Source organism: Geobacillus sp. FJAT-46040 (genome assembly GCF_002335725.1).
Lineage (GTDB): Bacteria > Bacillota > Bacilli > Bacillales > Anoxybacillaceae > Geobacillus > Geobacillus thermoleovorans.
Window position 1 is genome coordinate 2,173,093 of sequence record NZ_NISS01000001.1, and the last position, 14,877, is coordinate 2,187,969.

General features: G+C 50.9%; 18 protein-coding genes and 2 pseudogenes. 13 read left to right on the forward strand and 7 right to left on the reverse strand.

The window, feature by feature from the left end; translation table 11 throughout:
- Positions 1 to 198 precede the first annotated feature (198 nt).
- Positions 199 to 2,562, reverse strand: a complete 2,364-nt coding sequence (locus CD000_RS11495) for a nitric-oxide reductase large subunit (RefSeq protein WP_096225703.1) — start codon at positions 2,560 to 2,562, stop codon at positions 199 to 201.
- Between the two features lie 232 nt (positions 2,563 to 2,794).
- Here CD000_RS11495 and CD000_RS11500 point away from each other — a divergent pair, with 232 nt between their 5' ends.
- The 6 genes from CD000_RS11500 (at position 2,795) to CD000_RS11525 (ending at position 6,683) form a co-directional block, all read left to right on the forward strand.
- Positions 2,795 to 3,487: a Crp/Fnr family transcriptional regulator gene (locus tag CD000_RS11500; protein ID WP_096225704.1), complete on the forward strand. Its 693-nt coding sequence runs from the start codon at positions 2,795 to 2,797 to the stop codon at positions 3,485 to 3,487.
- A 237-nt stretch (positions 3,488 to 3,724) separates the two neighbouring features.
- Positions 3,725 to 3,958 carry a DUF2249 domain-containing protein gene (locus CD000_RS11505; protein WP_014195085.1) on the forward strand — a complete coding sequence of 78 codons (234 nt, stop codon included), beginning with the start codon at positions 3,725 to 3,727 and terminating at the stop codon, positions 3,956 to 3,958.
- Between the two features lie 3 nt (positions 3,959 to 3,961).
- Positions 3,962 to 4,171: a DUF2249 domain-containing protein gene (locus CD000_RS11510; protein WP_013146125.1), complete on the forward strand. Its 210-nt coding sequence runs from the start codon at positions 3,962 to 3,964 to the stop codon at positions 4,169 to 4,171.
- Positions 4,168 to 5,418 (forward strand): hypothetical protein, encoded by a 1,251-nt coding sequence (locus CD000_RS11515; RefSeq protein WP_096225705.1) that lies wholly within the window; start codon positions 4,168 to 4,170, stop codon positions 5,416 to 5,418. The genes CD000_RS11510 and CD000_RS11515 overlap by 4 nt, the downstream gene beginning before the upstream one ends.
- Positions 5,419 to 5,440: 22 nt before the next feature.
- Positions 5,441 to 5,743 (forward strand): metal-sulfur cluster assembly factor, encoded by a 303-nt coding sequence (locus CD000_RS11520; protein ID WP_011230255.1) that lies wholly within the window; start codon positions 5,441 to 5,443, stop codon positions 5,741 to 5,743.
- Positions 5,744 to 5,936: 193 nt separating this feature from the next.
- Positions 5,937 to 6,683, forward strand: coding sequence for a Fic family protein (locus CD000_RS11525; protein ID WP_011230254.1), 747 nt, complete (start codon positions 5,937 to 5,939; stop codon positions 6,681 to 6,683).
- A gap of 97 nt (positions 6,684 to 6,780) precedes the next feature.
- On the opposite strand, the gene CD000_RS11530 is transcribed toward CD000_RS11525, so the two are convergent.
- Positions 6,781 to 6,954: a hypothetical protein gene (locus tag CD000_RS11530; protein WP_233130432.1), complete on the reverse strand. Its 174-nt coding sequence runs from the start codon at positions 6,952 to 6,954 to the stop codon at positions 6,781 to 6,783.
- Positions 6,955 to 7,093: 139 nt separating this feature from the next.
- On the reverse strand, positions 7,094 to 7,861 hold the full coding sequence (locus CD000_RS11535) for an alpha/beta fold hydrolase (protein WP_096225707.1): 768 nt from the start codon (positions 7,859 to 7,861) through the stop codon (positions 7,094 to 7,096).
- Positions 7,862 to 8,121: 260 nt separating this feature from the next.
- Here CD000_RS11535 and CD000_RS11540 point away from each other — a divergent pair, with 260 nt between their 5' ends.
- From CD000_RS11540 to CD000_RS11560, 7 genes are all read left to right on the forward strand, one after another.
- Positions 8,122 to 8,928 (forward strand): Cof-type HAD-IIB family hydrolase, encoded by an 807-nt coding sequence (locus CD000_RS11540; protein WP_011230249.1) that lies wholly within the window; start codon positions 8,122 to 8,124, stop codon positions 8,926 to 8,928.
- A gap of 50 nt (positions 8,929 to 8,978) precedes the next feature.
- Positions 8,979 to 9,170 carry a hypothetical protein gene (locus tag CD000_RS19180; RefSeq protein WP_128082656.1) on the forward strand — a complete coding sequence of 64 codons (192 nt, stop codon included), beginning with the start codon at positions 8,979 to 8,981 and terminating at the stop codon, positions 9,168 to 9,170.
- A gap of 103 nt (positions 9,171 to 9,273) precedes the next feature.
- Positions 9,274 to 9,426: a hypothetical protein gene (locus CD000_RS18835; protein WP_198962506.1), complete on the forward strand. Its 153-nt coding sequence runs from the start codon at positions 9,274 to 9,276 to the stop codon at positions 9,424 to 9,426.
- Between the two features lie 2 nt (positions 9,427 to 9,428).
- On the forward strand, positions 9,429 to 9,629 hold the full coding sequence (locus tag CD000_RS11545; RefSeq protein WP_096225708.1) for a DUF3813 domain-containing protein: 201 nt from the start codon (positions 9,429 to 9,431) through the stop codon (positions 9,627 to 9,629).
- Between the two features lie 178 nt (positions 9,630 to 9,807).
- Positions 9,808 to 10,671 (forward strand): DegV family protein, encoded by an 864-nt coding sequence (locus tag CD000_RS11550; RefSeq protein ID WP_096225709.1) that lies wholly within the window; start codon positions 9,808 to 9,810, stop codon positions 10,669 to 10,671.
- Positions 10,672 to 10,913: 242 nt separating this feature from the next.
- Positions 10,914 to 11,045: a DUF3941 domain-containing protein gene (locus CD000_RS11555; RefSeq protein WP_008879040.1), complete on the forward strand. Its 132-nt coding sequence runs from the start codon at positions 10,914 to 10,916 to the stop codon at positions 11,043 to 11,045.
- A 201-nt stretch (positions 11,046 to 11,246) separates the two neighbouring features.
- On the forward strand, positions 11,247 to 11,738 hold the full coding sequence (locus CD000_RS11560; RefSeq protein ID WP_014195072.1) for a YajQ family cyclic di-GMP-binding protein: 492 nt from the start codon (positions 11,247 to 11,249) through the stop codon (positions 11,736 to 11,738).
- 312 nt (positions 11,739 to 12,050) lie between these two features.
- Here CD000_RS11560 and CD000_RS11565 read toward each other — a convergent pair whose 3' ends face one another.
- The 4 genes and pseudogenes from CD000_RS11565 to CD000_RS11580 form a co-directional block, all read right to left on the reverse strand.
- Positions 12,051 to 13,106: an RNA-guided endonuclease TnpB family protein gene (locus CD000_RS11565; protein WP_096225710.1), complete on the reverse strand. Its 1,056-nt coding sequence runs from the start codon at positions 13,104 to 13,106 to the stop codon at positions 12,051 to 12,053.
- A 416-nt stretch (positions 13,107 to 13,522) separates the two neighbouring features.
- A pseudogene (locus CD000_RS11570) lies at positions 13,523 to 13,924 on the reverse strand (B3/B4 domain-containing protein); the annotation flags it as partial.
- A gap of 83 nt (positions 13,925 to 14,007) precedes the next feature.
- Positions 14,008 to 14,214, reverse strand: a pseudogene (locus tag CD000_RS11575) (LysE family transporter); the annotation flags it as partial.
- Positions 14,215 to 14,243: 29 nt separating this feature from the next.
- A complete protein-coding gene (locus CD000_RS11580; RefSeq protein WP_096225711.1) occupies positions 14,244 to 14,852 on the reverse strand; it encodes an FMN-binding negative transcriptional regulator in 609 nt (202 codons plus the stop codon).
- Between the last annotated feature and the right edge of the window lie 25 nt (positions 14,853 to 14,877).

The window sequence follows — 14,877 nt, forward strand, 5'->3', positions numbered from 1 at the left end:
ATCGCTTGGCAACGTGAGGTGATCCACGGTACACTCTTCAAAAATATGATGATGTGTCATAAAAGAATCGCTCCTTTTTCGGTGATAGTGGTTTATGGTGACTCTATTCTGCCAGAAAACGAACGATTCTCTTCTATATTTCGTGTAAAAACGGGCTAATCCCAAAACGCATTCGCGTTTTGGGTCAGCCCGTTTTTGTTATTCTTCCTCCGCCAAATTCGCCACCGACAGCTCTTCCCCTTCGCCGTGAGTTGGTTTGCGCAAATGGAACATCGCTTTGATGGCAAAGACAAGCAAGGCGGCGACGCCGATCAAAAAGATCGTATCCGGAACAAAGCGGACAAGCAGCAAGTTTTGGACGATATCTTGTTGTAAGAACGAAGGTGAACGCGACGCCCAATAGCCATTGACAAACGCTTCCTTAATTTGCAAAATCCCGACCGGAAGCAGCGTGATGGCGATCATGCCGGCCAATCCAATGTTTAACATCCAGCATGAGAACTTCAGCCATTTGTCATTCCACGCCTCTGGTTTGACAATGTTGCGCAGCGAGTAAAGGAGCACGGCGATCGCAAACATGCCATACACGCCCATCATCGCTCCGTGGCCGTGAGCCGGCGTTAAGAATTGACCGTGTTCAAAGTAGTTGACCGCCGGCAAGTTGATCAGAAAGCCGAGCACCCCTGCACCGACCAAATTCCAAATGGCGGTTGAAATCAAGAACCAGAATGTGGCCTTGTACGGGAAGTTGACTCCGCCGTCGCGCATCATTTTATATTGTTCGTACGCTTCTAAAATAAGGAGCGTAAGCGGAATGACTTCAAGCGCCGAGAACACCGCGCCAAGAGCGATCCATACTTCCGGCGAACCGTTGTAATAATAGTGGTGGCCGATGCCGATGACACCGCTGCCCAATAAAAGCGTGAATTGGAAGTATAGCGCTCTGACCGTCGATTTTTTCGTCACCAATCTCATTTGTACGAGCAAGAACCCGATGACGACAACGGCGAACACTTCGAAAATGCCTTCTACCCACAAGTGGATGATCCACCAGCGCCAGAAGTCAGCCATCGTAAAGTTCGTGTCCGGCTGGATAAAGAACGCGAAGATGTAAAAGAACGGAACGGCAATGGCTGAGTAAAACAGCAAGTGGATGAGCCCGCCTTTGTCGCTTTCCCGCTTCAGCCCGCGCTTGACGCCGCGGAAGACGATGAACAGCCAAAGGAGCATGCCGACCACCAAAATGATTTGCCAAATACGGCCGAGCTCAATGTATTCCCAACCTTGATGGCCAAACAGGAACCATTCGTTTCCTAAATAGCCGTTGACGCCAAGCCATTGGCCGATCATGCTGCCGGCGACAAGGACAACAAGCGCCCAAAAAAGCAGATCGACGAGCAACCCTTGCTTTTTCGGTTCTTGCCCGCCGACAAGCGGAGCGATGAAAATCCCCATGCCGAGCCAAGCGGTGGCAATCCAGAAAATCGCCAGCTGCAAATGATACCCTTTGGCGATGTTAAACGGTAATATGTCGTAGATCCATTTGATGCCAAAAAAGCTGTCTGGTTCCGTATAGTAGTGGGCAAGCAATGCCCCGAACATCGTTTGGACGAAAAAGAGCGCCGATACGACGACGAAATATTTGCCCGCTTTCACCTGCGACGGAGTCAGCGGCTGCCGCCGCAAATCGATGACCGGAAACTTCCCTGCGGCATACGCTTCTTGCATGCTTAATTGGTAACGATAGAACACATACAAAATGATCCCGACAAACAAAATCAAAACCGTGACGCTGACGCCGCTCCACCATACCGCAGAAAACGACATCGTATTGCCGGCGTCCTCATAGTACGGCCAGTTGTTCGTATACGTAATCTCGTCGCCAATTCTTAGCGTGCTCGACAACCAGGCGGTCCAGAAGAAAAAGTCGGCAATTTGCTGGATTTGGTCGCCGTCCGCGACCCAAGCACGGCCTGATTTTGGCATGTCGCTTTCTTTGATCAATCCTTTTTTCAATCCCCAACCATCGCCATTGGTGAACACGTCGCGGTAATAGTCGCGCACTTTTTCCAACCCGTATACTTGCGCATCTGTCAGGACGAGAACATCCGTAACCGGGTTGTAGCGATTTTTTCGCATTTCCTTGATGACTTGTTCGCGGATGATCGTTTTCTCATCGGCGGTTAAATCGGCAAACGGTTTGTGATACCGCTCTTTTGCTTTGTAATCTTGCATGCCTTCCGTATAAATTTTCAACGCTTCCGCCGTATAGTCCGGCCCCATATACGACCCATGCCCAAGCACGGTTCCGTAATCCATCAGCCCGTATTTTTGGAAGACGGCCTGCCCGCCGATGATCGTTTCTTTCGTCATCAACACTTGGCCGTCTTCACTGCGCACTTCCTTCGGCCTCGGCGCCATTTCTTTAAAAATCCAATATCCGCCGACAAGCAGGACGGTAAAGCTGATCACAATAGTGAAAATGAGAATCGATTTGAGAAAACTGTTGGTCGTTTGCCGCCCCGGCCGCATGTTGGGGCGAACGGATCGATGAACTTCCATATGAGCCAACCTCCTTCTTGTTTGTTCGCCCCCATTGTAGCGCGCTGATCGTTCGGCGGTTTGTGAGCCGGGGCAAATGTCCGTTATGATTTATATCACAGCTTTATGGCGTGAGAATGTATACAATGAAGGCAGAAAAGGCCAAACGGCGCGGATGTTCAAAAAGAGAAAAGCATCGATGCTCTGTTGACAGCCGCCACACTTTTGTCACATTTCCAAAGGAGAGAACGCCATGGCGAACCATTGGATGAAAGACCGCTTAAAAGCTGTTCCGTTGTTTCGTGAACTGTCCGATTACGAGCTTGATTCGCTGGTTGCCATTTCCCACGTGCGCGTTTACAAGCCGCGGACGTTTGTCTTTATGCAAGGCGACCCGCTCGAGCGAGTCTATTTCATTCATTCCGGCACGGTAAAAATTTATAAAACGGACTTCAGCGGGAAAGAACAAATCGTTTCGATTTTGCAGACGGGAGAAATGTTTCCGCATGCCGGCTTTTTCTTAAAAGGCACCTATCCGGCCCACGCCGAAGTGGTCGAGGAAGCGACATTGATCGCGATCCCGATCCACGATTTCGAACAAGTGCTGATGGCGAGCCCTGAACTTTGCATAAAACTGTTTCGCGTCATGGGCGAAAAAATCGTTGATTTGCAAAACCGGCTCGAAGCGCAAGTGCTCCATAATACGTACGAACAAATCGTGTTGCTTTTGTTGCGGCTGACGCGCACGAACGCCGTCAAACAAGGGAAGTGGCACCGTCTCACCGTCCATGTGACAAACCGCGAGCTGGCCAACATGATCGGCACCGCCCGGGAAACGGTCAGCCGGACGTTGAGCCAGCTGAAACGGAAAGGGCTGATTGACGTCGACGAACACGGCTTTTATTTGATTGACCGCGAAGGGCTCGAACAAGAAATCTTTTTCTAACTCCTTTTTCCCCATCGTCCGGCACCGGTCGGGATGCGCAATGGAGCTGATGGGGTTTCCTTTCAAACATTTCGGCAAGCCCATCTTTCTGGAACATGCTATTCCGCCCTTTCAAACGAAAACGAAACCTTTTTTCCAAAGTGGAATATGTCATGTTTCGGCCGAAAGATGTGAGCTATATCACAACATTCCACAGTGAAAATGATTATCATGATAGTCAAAAAGGAGGGAAAGCGCATGGGTGTGACGATTGAACTCGATGTACGCGAAGATTTGCGGCAAAAGCGGGAACCGTTTGAAAAAATTATGAACGCCATCAAGCCGCTGCAGCCGGGCGATACGTTCATTTTACACGCCCCGTTCAAGCCGCTGCCGTTGTTTCCGATTATGAAAGCGAAAGGATTTACGTACGAGGCCGAACAAATCGAGAAAAAACATTGGAGAGTAACGTTTGTCAAACAGGGGGGATGACCGATGATCCTCGATAACCGCGGACTCGAGCCGCCGCAGCCAATGATGCGGACGCTCGCTGCCCTCGCTAAGCTGAATCCTGGGGAGACGCTGACGATCATTAACGATCGCCGCCCGATGTTTTTGTACGAGCAGCTTGACGAGCTTGGCTACCGGCACGAGACGGTCGCACGCGAAGACGGCAGTTTTGAAATCCGCATTACGAAAGGATGAGCAACGTGTTTCCTACTCGCACGGGGACGGAAACAGACGTCCGTCTTCCGTTCTCGTTTATCATGTTCGCCGTGTTGGCGTTCGCCGCGTCGCAGCTTATGTTGCTTGGAGCGATTCCCTCACTTAGCAGCGGCGCGTTCCGGCTGCCGTTCGTGTGGGCGGCGGCCCACCTGGCGTTGCTTGGCTTTGCATTGATGACGGCCATGGGGGCGATGTACCAGCTCGTTCCGGTCGCCTTTTTGACGCCGATTTGGAGCGAGCGGCTCGGTTTTTGGCAGTTTGCGATCACCGCTCTCGGCATCGTCGCCTTTGCCGCCAGTTTAGCGTTTACGCCAAACCAGGCGTTTCTCCCTGGCTTGCTTCTGCTGTTCGGCATCGTGCTGTTTGTCTGGCAAATGGCGATGACATTAAAACAACAAAAAAACAAAACGATCATGACGCTGTTTGTCGCGACTTCCTTGTTGTTTTTGCTGCTGACGGGCGCCGCCGGAGGGCTGCTTGCCTTTCACTTTTTCGCCGCCACAGGCGCCAACAGTCATGAAACGGTGTTCGGCTTGCATGTGCTGTTCGGGCTGTGCGGCTGGTTCACACTGCTCATCATAGGCTTTTCGTACAAAATGGTGCCGATGTTCTCGCTCGCCCACGGCTTTTCGCTGCGGCCGGCGCGTTACGTCTATGCGCTGTACATCAGCGGGATTGCTGTGGCGTTCGCCAGCTTATTCTTGCGAAGCCACGCATGGCTTGCAGCCGGTGCAGCCTTGCTCATGAGCGGATTCGTTGTTTTCGCCTGGCATATCCGCGCCATGTTGCAAAAGCGGATGAAAAAAACGCTTGACCGCCCGTTCCGCTTTTCGCTTTCGGCCATCGTCATCGGCCTTGTGCTGCACGTTGCCGCCTTTGTCGCCATCGTCGTCGGCAGCGGACGGCTGCTTGGCATCATTGTTTATCTATTCATTGTCGGCTGGATTCTCTTCAGCATCGTCGGCTATTTGTTCAAAATCGTGCCGTTTTTATGGTGGACGCATCGCTACAGCGAAAAAGTCGGCCAACAAAACGTGCCGACGTTAAAACAAATGATGAATGAGCGAGCCGTCACCGTCCAATGCCGCCTATGGCTCATCGCCCTCGCGCTGGCGGCCGTTGCGCTTGCTGTCGCGAGCGTGCCGCTGTTCGCCATCACTCAAGTGCTGTTGGCTGGATTAAGCGTTGCCTTTGCCGGAACGATTTTAACGGTCTTCCGAAAATAAGCGAATGAGGAGGAAAAGAACGATGGATGTCCGCGAACTTGCCATTCAACAGCTGAAAACGGTCCTTGATCCGGAGCTCGGCATTAACGTCGTCGATTTAGGGTTGATTTATGACTTAAAAATCGAAGATGGGCATATCAATGTCCTGATGACGCTCACGACCCCCGGCTGCCCGCTTCACGACTCGATCGCCGGCGGCGTCAAACGGGCGCTTGAGCACATTGACGGCATCCGTGACGTGCGCGTCCAAGTGACATGGAACCCGCCATGGACGCCGGAGCGAATGAGCGAAGAAGCGCTCCGGCAGCTTGGGCATTTTTCTTGAAACACTCCACTTTTTCCATCCCCTTTTCGCCGTTCGCCCGTGTTGGGCGGGCGGTTGTTTCATTGTTCTGCAACTGCTGAACACTCCCCGCCCTTTATTTTTGTATCATAATAGAAAAAACGAGAGCCATCGCTTGGCTATTTAAAGGAAAAACGAATCGAGGCCGCGAATCATATACCAAGAGGTGAGAGCGATGTTTGCCAAAATCGACGAGCTGAAACAACGGTTGGATGCGTTGCGCCCTTTGCCTCCAGGGTTGGTGAAAAACTTGCGGGAATCATTTCGGATCGAATGGACGTACCATTCGAACGCCATCGAAGGCAATACGTTAACCTTGCTGGAAACAAAGCTAGTCATAGAAGAAGGGATTACCATTGGCGGGAAACGGCTTAAGGAACATTTGGAAGCTATTAACCATGCGGAGGCGATTGACTTTATTGAAGAGTTAGTCGCAAACAAAGAACATTTGACTGAGCACGTGTTGAAACAGGTCCATTATTTAGTATTAAAGAGCATTGACAATGAAAATGCCGGGAAATATCGAACATACAATGTGCGCATTTCCGGCAGCTCGTACACCCCCCCTCACTTTTTGCATATACAAGATGAAATGAATCAATTGTTTTCTTGGTATGAAACGAATCAACATGCTCTTCATCCAATCGAACTGGCGGCTCGTTTCCATTTTCAGCTCGTATACATTCATCCATTTGCTGACGGAAACGGACGAACCGCCCGCTTAATGATGAATTTCATTTTAATGCAGCATGGCTATCCGCCCGCTATTGTGAAAGCAAACCCGGAACAGCGCCGGAAGTATTACGAAGCGTTGGAAAAAGCGAGCGTCAAAGGTGAGGTCACTCCGTTCATTCAACTGATCGCCGCATGTGTCGAAGAAAGCTTGCGCCATTACTTGTACGCTTTAGGGATGGAGGATTAACAACAGAGCGCAAACAAAACGACACGGAACAACGGGCATTTCCGTGTCGTTTGTTTTTCTCCTCCATGAGACCTGCCTCCGGTTGGCGTTTGATCGGCTATTCAAGCAACACGTTCCACAACCATGCCATCAAAGGAACGATGACAAAAAAGGCGAAGGCGATGTATCCGACATATCGAATCCACTGGGGAAATCCTCGCCAATCGAGGGCTTCCCGCTTCATCGCCCCTCCCGCGGCGATCCGATCCAACTCTTCGACCGGCGAAAACACCCGGTCATCCATCCGTTATTTGAATAAAAAATGTGTTCAAACGAAAAATCCGCCTTTTTTGTTTAAAAGGCGGATTTCCTCTTGTGAAGCACGCTTTAGCTGACCACAAACATGTTCGTTTCCTCATTGCCGATTTTGCTTACACATACTTGCGAAACCAGCGCACCGTCTCCAAAAACGCTTCACGCGTCACTTTATGGCCGGCGTGCGGGTCGGCGATGAATTGCAGCCGGTCTTCGTTTCCTTCATAAAGTGGTTTAATTTGCTTGTAAAACTCATATGTATAAGCATACGGGACGACTTGGTCGGCTTTCCCGTGCCAGATGAACAGCGGCCGCCCGGCGAGTTTTTCCGGCTGCTTGGATAAATCGTAGCGGGCGAGCTTTTCTTTTTCGAGCGCAAGCAGCGTCGGCGGCAGCGGAATGTCGATTTGGCGCCGCTTTCCTTCTTCAATCATCTCATCAAAAAAGGCGCTGTAGTTCGGGCAGCCCATGAGCGCCACCGCCGCCCCCACCCACGGATAGACGGCGAGCGCGCCGAACGTGACGATTCCGCCCATCGATGTCCCAGCGAGCCCAATCCGTTCTCGGTCAGCCAGCCCGCGGCTTACAAGGTCGTTTTTCATCTCCTCGATTTCGGTGATCGTGCGCACAACAATGTCCCAAAACGACAGCTGCAATTTCCGTTCGCTCAAGCCTTCGTCCCGTTCACCGTGAAACAGCGCGTCGGGAAGCACAGCGCGGTAGCCCGCCTCGGCGAGCAAGTAGCCGAAATGCAAATTATGTTCTTTGGCGCTCGTAAAGCCGTGGATAAAGAAAATCAGCGGCAGCCGTTCGTCCCGCTTTTCCGGCTTGACAACGTGAAGAACCGGCACGCCGGCCAACTGTTCCTGTTCAATGATCACCATGGTTGCACAAACCCCTTTTCTTTGGCTCTTCACCACAACATGTACTTGACAAGCAATGCGGTTTCCTGCGTAAGGATAGGCAAAAAGTGCTGATTTTCCCTCACAAGCGTAAATAGGGTATGTTCAGAAAAAATCAAGTACAACTTTTGGTGAAGAGCCTTTTCTTTTTCCATCGCTGTATAGTTTACCATATGGACAGCGATTTTGGAAAAGAGTTACACTATGTAGTGTAAAGAATAACGAGGGCAAAGGAGTCGGACATGAAGCCGTATTTAATCGCGTTGGATTTGGATGGAACGTTGCTCAAAGGGGATAAAACGATTTCTCCATTTACCAAAGACGTCATCCGCCGCGCCATCGACACCGGCCATTTTGTTGTCATCGCCACCGGCCGCCCGTACCGGGCAAGCTCCATGTACTACGAAGAACTTGGCCTTGCAACGCCGATCGTCAATTTCAACGGCGCGTTTGTCCACCATCCGCGCCAGCCGTCGTGGGGCATGCACCATTACCCGCTGCCGCTTGCGATCGTCAAAGACATTGTTGAAATCAGCGAATCCTATGGAATCAAGAATATGATGGCCGAAGTGTTAGACGATGTCTATTTCCACCAACATGACGAGGTGTTGCTTGACATCGTCCGCCTTGGCAACCCGACCGTGGAAATCGGTGATTTGCGCCGCTCGCTCGGCAAAGATCCGACGAGCGTGCTCGTGTACACGGACGATGATCATATCGAGCGGATTCAATCACACTTAGCGAATGTGTACGCCAACGTCATTCACCAACGGCGCTGGAGCGAACCATGGCATGTCATTGAAATCATCCGCCATGGCGTCCATAAGGCTGCAGGCTTAAAACAAGTCGCCGACTATTTCGGCATCCCAAGGGAGCGCGTCATTGCTTTTGGCGATGAAGACAACGACCTCGAGATGATCGACTGGGCCGGTCTCGGTGTTGCGATGGGCAACGCCATCGAACCGTTGAAAACCATTGCCGACGATGTGGCAAAAACCAATGAAGAAGACGGCGTCGGTGCATATTTGCAGGATTTGCTTCGTTTGTAGTTTCCATCGCGGCGGCTTCCGAGCCGCCTTTTTTGGCGCCGTCCATTAAGATGGATGAAAAAGCGCGTTTCTCCAAAATGTTCATGAACAGAAAAAAGAACTGTTTCGATGCTGCTCCGTTGGCGAACGCTTTGCTGGAGCGTTTTCCGCGTTCCATCACCAGCCTTATCTGCTTCCTACAATCTAAACGCTGGCTGATGCTTCTCTTTTCACCTTGCTCCAACCGCCTTGCCGCTTTGTAGAGCGACTTGTGTTGTAACGAATTTCCTTACTACTGTTCCCCCCGTGCGGTTACACTATACGTGACGCAACGCGCGTCTTCATATTTTAAAGGGGGAATCCGTCATGGGCAAACGAAACAAATCGAAGCGTTTCGTCCAACAAAGCGTCGATGCGGTTGAACGGCATGACAAGCAAATCCCTTATCATTTAACGTACGCCGAGGCGGAAGCGCGCAAAGCGGAAAAAGCGATGGAAACGTCGCTTGGAGGAGCGTAGCGATGGGCAACCGCCTGTTCCAAGAGGCGCGCAAAGCGGTCACGCAGGCCAAACAAGCGGCTAACGGCGAAATCGACATGAACGTCGACCGCGCCATTGCCATCGCCAAAAACGCCTTGTCATCTGCCTATGCGCATTCCAACACGGCGGAAAAAGCGCAGTTGCGTCAATTTCAAGCCGAGCTTGATGAGCTCACCCACTAAACGGCTGCGGTTTCCCGCAGCTGTTTCTTTCGCCCGCTCGAGATTTTCCATTGTATTCCGTCCGAAAAACCGCTACACTAAGAGAAGATAATGAATCGCTGTTTACCGGCCAAAATCGTCCGTTCATTCGATGCAGCTATACTATATTCATTTTTGTTCACAAAAAGGGGGACGAACCATGCCCATTCAAATCATCACCGACAGCGGAGCCGATTTGCCGCAGTCGTACATCCGCGAGCATCAAATCGCCTTTTTGCCGCTTGTCGTTCATTGGAACGGCCAAGATTACGAAGATGGCATCACGATCGAGCCGAAGCAAGTATATGACGCCATGCGCCAAGGGCATACGGTGAAAACGGCACAGCCAAGCCCGCTGGCGATGAAGGAGCTGTTTTTGCCATACGCCAAAGAAAACCGGCCATGCCTTTACATCGCCTTTTCATCGAAATTATCCGGTACATACCAAACAGCGATGGCCGTGCGCAGCGAACTGCTTGGTGAATATCCGGAATTTCGCCTGACAATCATCGACTCGAAATGCGCCTCTCTTGGCCAAGGGCTCGCCGTCATGAAGGCAGTCGAGCTGGCGAAACAAAACACACCGTACAACTTGCTTTGTGAAACGATCGAGGCGTATTGCCGCCATATGGAACACATTTTCACCGTTGACAACTTGGACTACCTCGCGCGCGGCGGCCGCATCAGCAAAACCGCCGCGGCGTTCGGCGGGCTGCTGAACATTAAACCGCTTCTCCATGTCGAAGACGGGGCGCTGATTCCGCTCGAAAAATGGCGCGGGCGAAAAAAAGTGTTAAAGCGCATGGTCGAGTTGATGGGCGAGCGCGGCGACGATCTTCAAAAACAAACGATTGGCATCAGCCATGCCGATGACGAAGAAACCGCCTTGGAGCTGAAACAAATGATCGAAGAAACGCACGGCTGCACGCGCTTTTTCCTCTCCGACATCGGCAGCGCCATCGGCGCACACGCCGGACCAGGGACGATTGCCCTCTTTTTTCTGAACAAATATATTGAGATCTGACGCCTTTCCCGCCGGACAAAACACGGGCGCCTGCACAACACAGGCGCCTGTCCTCATCACCGAAGTTGATCAAGAAGGTTGTAGTAGTAGTACGTTTTGGACCGCATCCGGCCATCCGAGAAAATTTGTTAAGAAAAATTCTCAATTTATCTTTCCACAAACTACCTTCCCCTATTTCCATATAGTTCATTTCCATTTACCGCATACTAATGATGGACGATCAAAACAAGGGAGGGCTACCGATGCCAAACACAAGCGACAATGACAAAAAAGCGCGCGACAACCAAGCGAAGCGCCATGAGAAAAACATGATGCGCGAGAAAAACCGCGAAGCCGGGAAATTCGCGTATTCGAAGAAGACGGATCATTTGTGAGCAAAATGACAAAAAAGGCGGCCGAAACACCGCCTTTTTCACATTGTTCCCCTGCATCAAGTCCCGCTTTCAGCATGGTGCTACATGCCGGCCTCTTCCGGATAAAGGACGAAACTAACCTTCTTGCCCCTTTGATCATTGTTGTCTTTCCTCCCACCTTTTTCTATAATGAAAGTACATCACACGCCCGGGAGGTTGCTTATGTCCAAAGAAAGTTCGTTTGATATCGTATCCAAAGTCGATTTGTCGGAAGTGGCAAACGCCATCAACATCGCCATGAAAGAAATCAAGACGCGCTACGACTTCAAAGGAAGCAAAAGCGACATTTCGCTCGAGAAAGACGAGCTCGTTCTCATCTCCGACGACGAGTTTAAGCTTGAGCAGCTGAAAGATGTGCTCATCGGCAAGCTCATTAAACGCGGGGTGGCGACGAAAAACATCCAATACGGCAAAATCGAGCCGGCATCAGGCGGCACAGTGCGCCAGCGCGCCAAGCTTGTCCAAGGGATCGACAAAGAAAACGCGAAAAAAATCACCACGATCATCAAAAACACCGGCTTGAAAGTGAAAAGCCAAGTGCAAGATGACCAAATTCGCGTCAGCGGCAAAAGCAAAGACGACTTGCAAAAGGTGATCGCCGCCATTCGCGAAGCCGATTTGCCGATTGACGTGCAGTTTGTGAATTATCGATAAGCGGATGAGGCAAGCCTCCATCCGCTTTTTGTTTTACAAGCAGAACGATAGAAAATTTGAAGGAGAAGCCAGCTGGCAAGCTCCCTATAATTCTTATAGCAAGAAAAAAACAGCTCATCTTTTGGGAAAAGCGAGCGCATGATATCAGGTACTGAATTGACACTCCGCACACCTAAAGGCGTGGGATTCTTGGGTCGTTTGCGTCCTCATCCATTTCTGGTTCGGACAACGCCCAAGTTCAGGGGTGTGTCATCACCCCATCCCATCGGGTTAGGATGTACCCCCATGGGCGGCGCACCTGTGACCAGTGCGCTAGGCGCTCAAGCCCGAAATCGCTTTGGCGATGTTGATCGCGCCATTCAAGTCGGCGTGGAGAGTGTATCCGCATTTTTTACACTGAAAGTGGATGCCATTGCGATTTCCCTTTTCCCGATGTCCACATTTACACGTTTGGCTCGTGTAGGTTGGATTCACCCACTCAACACGAATGCCCGCCATTTCCGCCTTGTAGGCAATCATCGTTTGCAGTTGGTGGAACGCCCAAGCATGGAGGCTTCGCCCCGCTTCTTTGGCCGATTTTGCCCGCTTGCGAATCCCCGTCAACGCTTCCATCCGAATCACGCCAACACCGTTGGCGAGCGCAACATTCACGATTTGACGGCTGATTTTGTGATTTTGATCCTTCATCCAGCGGGACTCTTTGCGGCCGATTTTGCGAATCATATGGAGCTTCTTGGCTTTTCCTAATCTCCTTCGCAAAGCCGCATATCGTCGGCGTACAAAGGCGCATTGGTTCCCTTTGAAAAACCACGATTTCGTTCCCACGCTGGCCACAGCGATATAGCGAAGCCCAACGTCAACGCCCATCACCTTTGTTTCGTGCCGCGGCTTCACGTCAAAGGTGATCGCGATCGCCAAGTACCATTTCTTTCTCTTTTTGTAGAGCTTGGCGGCCCCTTGTTTAGCGGTTCCATCGAGCAGCCGATTCAGCCATGCTTCTTGATAGGGGCGCGTGACGACCGGCACGCCAATTCGCTTCTCCAGTGTGGGGAAGGAAACCGTGTAGAACTCTCCTTTCTTTTCCACCTTCACGTTTTGATTGTTAAAGCAACACCATAATGTTCGAAACCTCTTTGTTTTCTGGTTTTTCTTTTGGGACTTCACTTCTCGAATCGTCTGATTCACGACAGCGGAAGGAAACCGCTGCGACGAAAACTCTTTAAATAGTTTGCTCGTCGCTTGATTCAGCTCGGGATGATCCAACAGCCAATTCGCAAACGCGGTATTCACTTCTGTCATCCGTTCATACATGTCCTGTTTGACTTTCGTTGGGTTGTGCAGTTCCAGCCTTAGTGTGATCGTCGGCATGGATTCACCTCCTTGCGACGATTACATGATACCGTTTTTTCATCATCATTCAATATAAGAAAACGGCTCGCTTTCATCCCACCCCTAAAAGGCCGGTGATTTAAGGGAGTAGGCCGCCTCCCAGCCTCATTTCTCAAATAGAGAAACTCTGTAGCATCGGTACTGCTTTTCACACATTCACCGATCGACCAAGGGAAACAGCTGTTTTTCACCAGCCTTCTAAAGGAGTGGGCTTTCTCGCTCGCAGGTCTGTAAGCAGGCGGCCTCTACATGCTAACCACCGCCCAACGAGCACACCAAACACAATGAAGGCGAGTGCCATGTCGACAATCGGCTCGGCGAGTCGCATCGCTTCTCCTTCCCCACCGGAGCGGCCAAGCGCCGCAGCAATTAAAGCAAAACGGATAAAATGGTCCTTAATCCGTTATCAATATTTCTGGATGGTGAATATCCACGATGTGCGTCTTCACTGTGCCCCCGAGATGACGGCGTATGGAGGAAGCCAATTCTTCCAGCGCTTGGTAAAGAACCTCATTCCTTGTTTCATCAATCGATTCGATGCAAAGAAACGCGCGCTTCGTCTGTTCGGTGAGCATCGTTCGTTGGGCTTCCCGCCAATTCCAGCAGCGGCATATGGCTCCCACGTCATCTTTATACACGATTTCTCCTTCATACGGCGGGTCGTTTTCCTCGCCTCCCAACGGGATGAACGGTTCATGACCATCCGCCAGCGCCAGCCGGATGTCGCCGACAAACGTGTCGATATCCTCCCCTCCGCATGGAAGCCCGTAACGCAATGAAACAGAATTATAAATATCCGGTGGAAGCAAAAAATAACGTTTTGCCCCCCCAAATAGATAAGATAAACGGCTCCTAAATATTTGATCATCGTAAAGGCAGCCGCCGATGTCATCAAAATCGCGGAAATGCCCACAGCTCCGAAGACGACGTGGACAGCGCCGCCCAATGCCACGCCAAGCACCGATACAACTCCTGCTTTCGTTCCTTGACCGATGCTTCTAGCCATAATGTACAATACCGCCGGTCCGGGGACGATGAGCAACGCCGCGGCCGCCACTATAAACACACCGATCGTCGAAAGATCCATCCTCACATCTCACTCCTTCATTTTCTATTTCACTGCTGTTGCTTTTTCATCAGGGAAGCGATTCGCTTTTCGTTTTCAAATGGCATTTGCTCGAGCTGCTTGATGATCCTCTCTTGCCGATGTACAGAATGGTTTTGACTTAATTTGGCTTTTCCCTCTATTCGCTCGATATGGATTTTAAAAGCTTGAATTCCGCTTCTCATCTTGGAAAGCAACTTAGCATCGACCTCTGACAGCTGGTAACGGCTGTCCGGCGCTTCGTACTTTTCTACCATATCGTGTAGCGACCGCATGATTTCCCCTTCATCATGGATAAGCTCCACATTGCCATACACATGGACGACCACATAATTCCATGTCGGCACTGCTTGGTTCGTTTCATACCAGGAAGGAGAAATATAACAATGCGGACCGTGGAAAATCGCCAAGACCGTCTGATGTTGAATGTCGTTCCATTGCGGATTAGAACGGGCAAAATGGCCGTACAAACACGTTTTCTCCCGATCGAGCAGCAGCGGCAAATGGGTGGCAAACAACTCCCTTTGATGCACAGACACCAAGGTGGCAAAACTGTTCTCCTCGATCACCTCATAGACGACAGACATATCGTTGATGGCAAAATGCTTCGGAATATACATTAAATCCCCCCTTCACTTTTTCCAA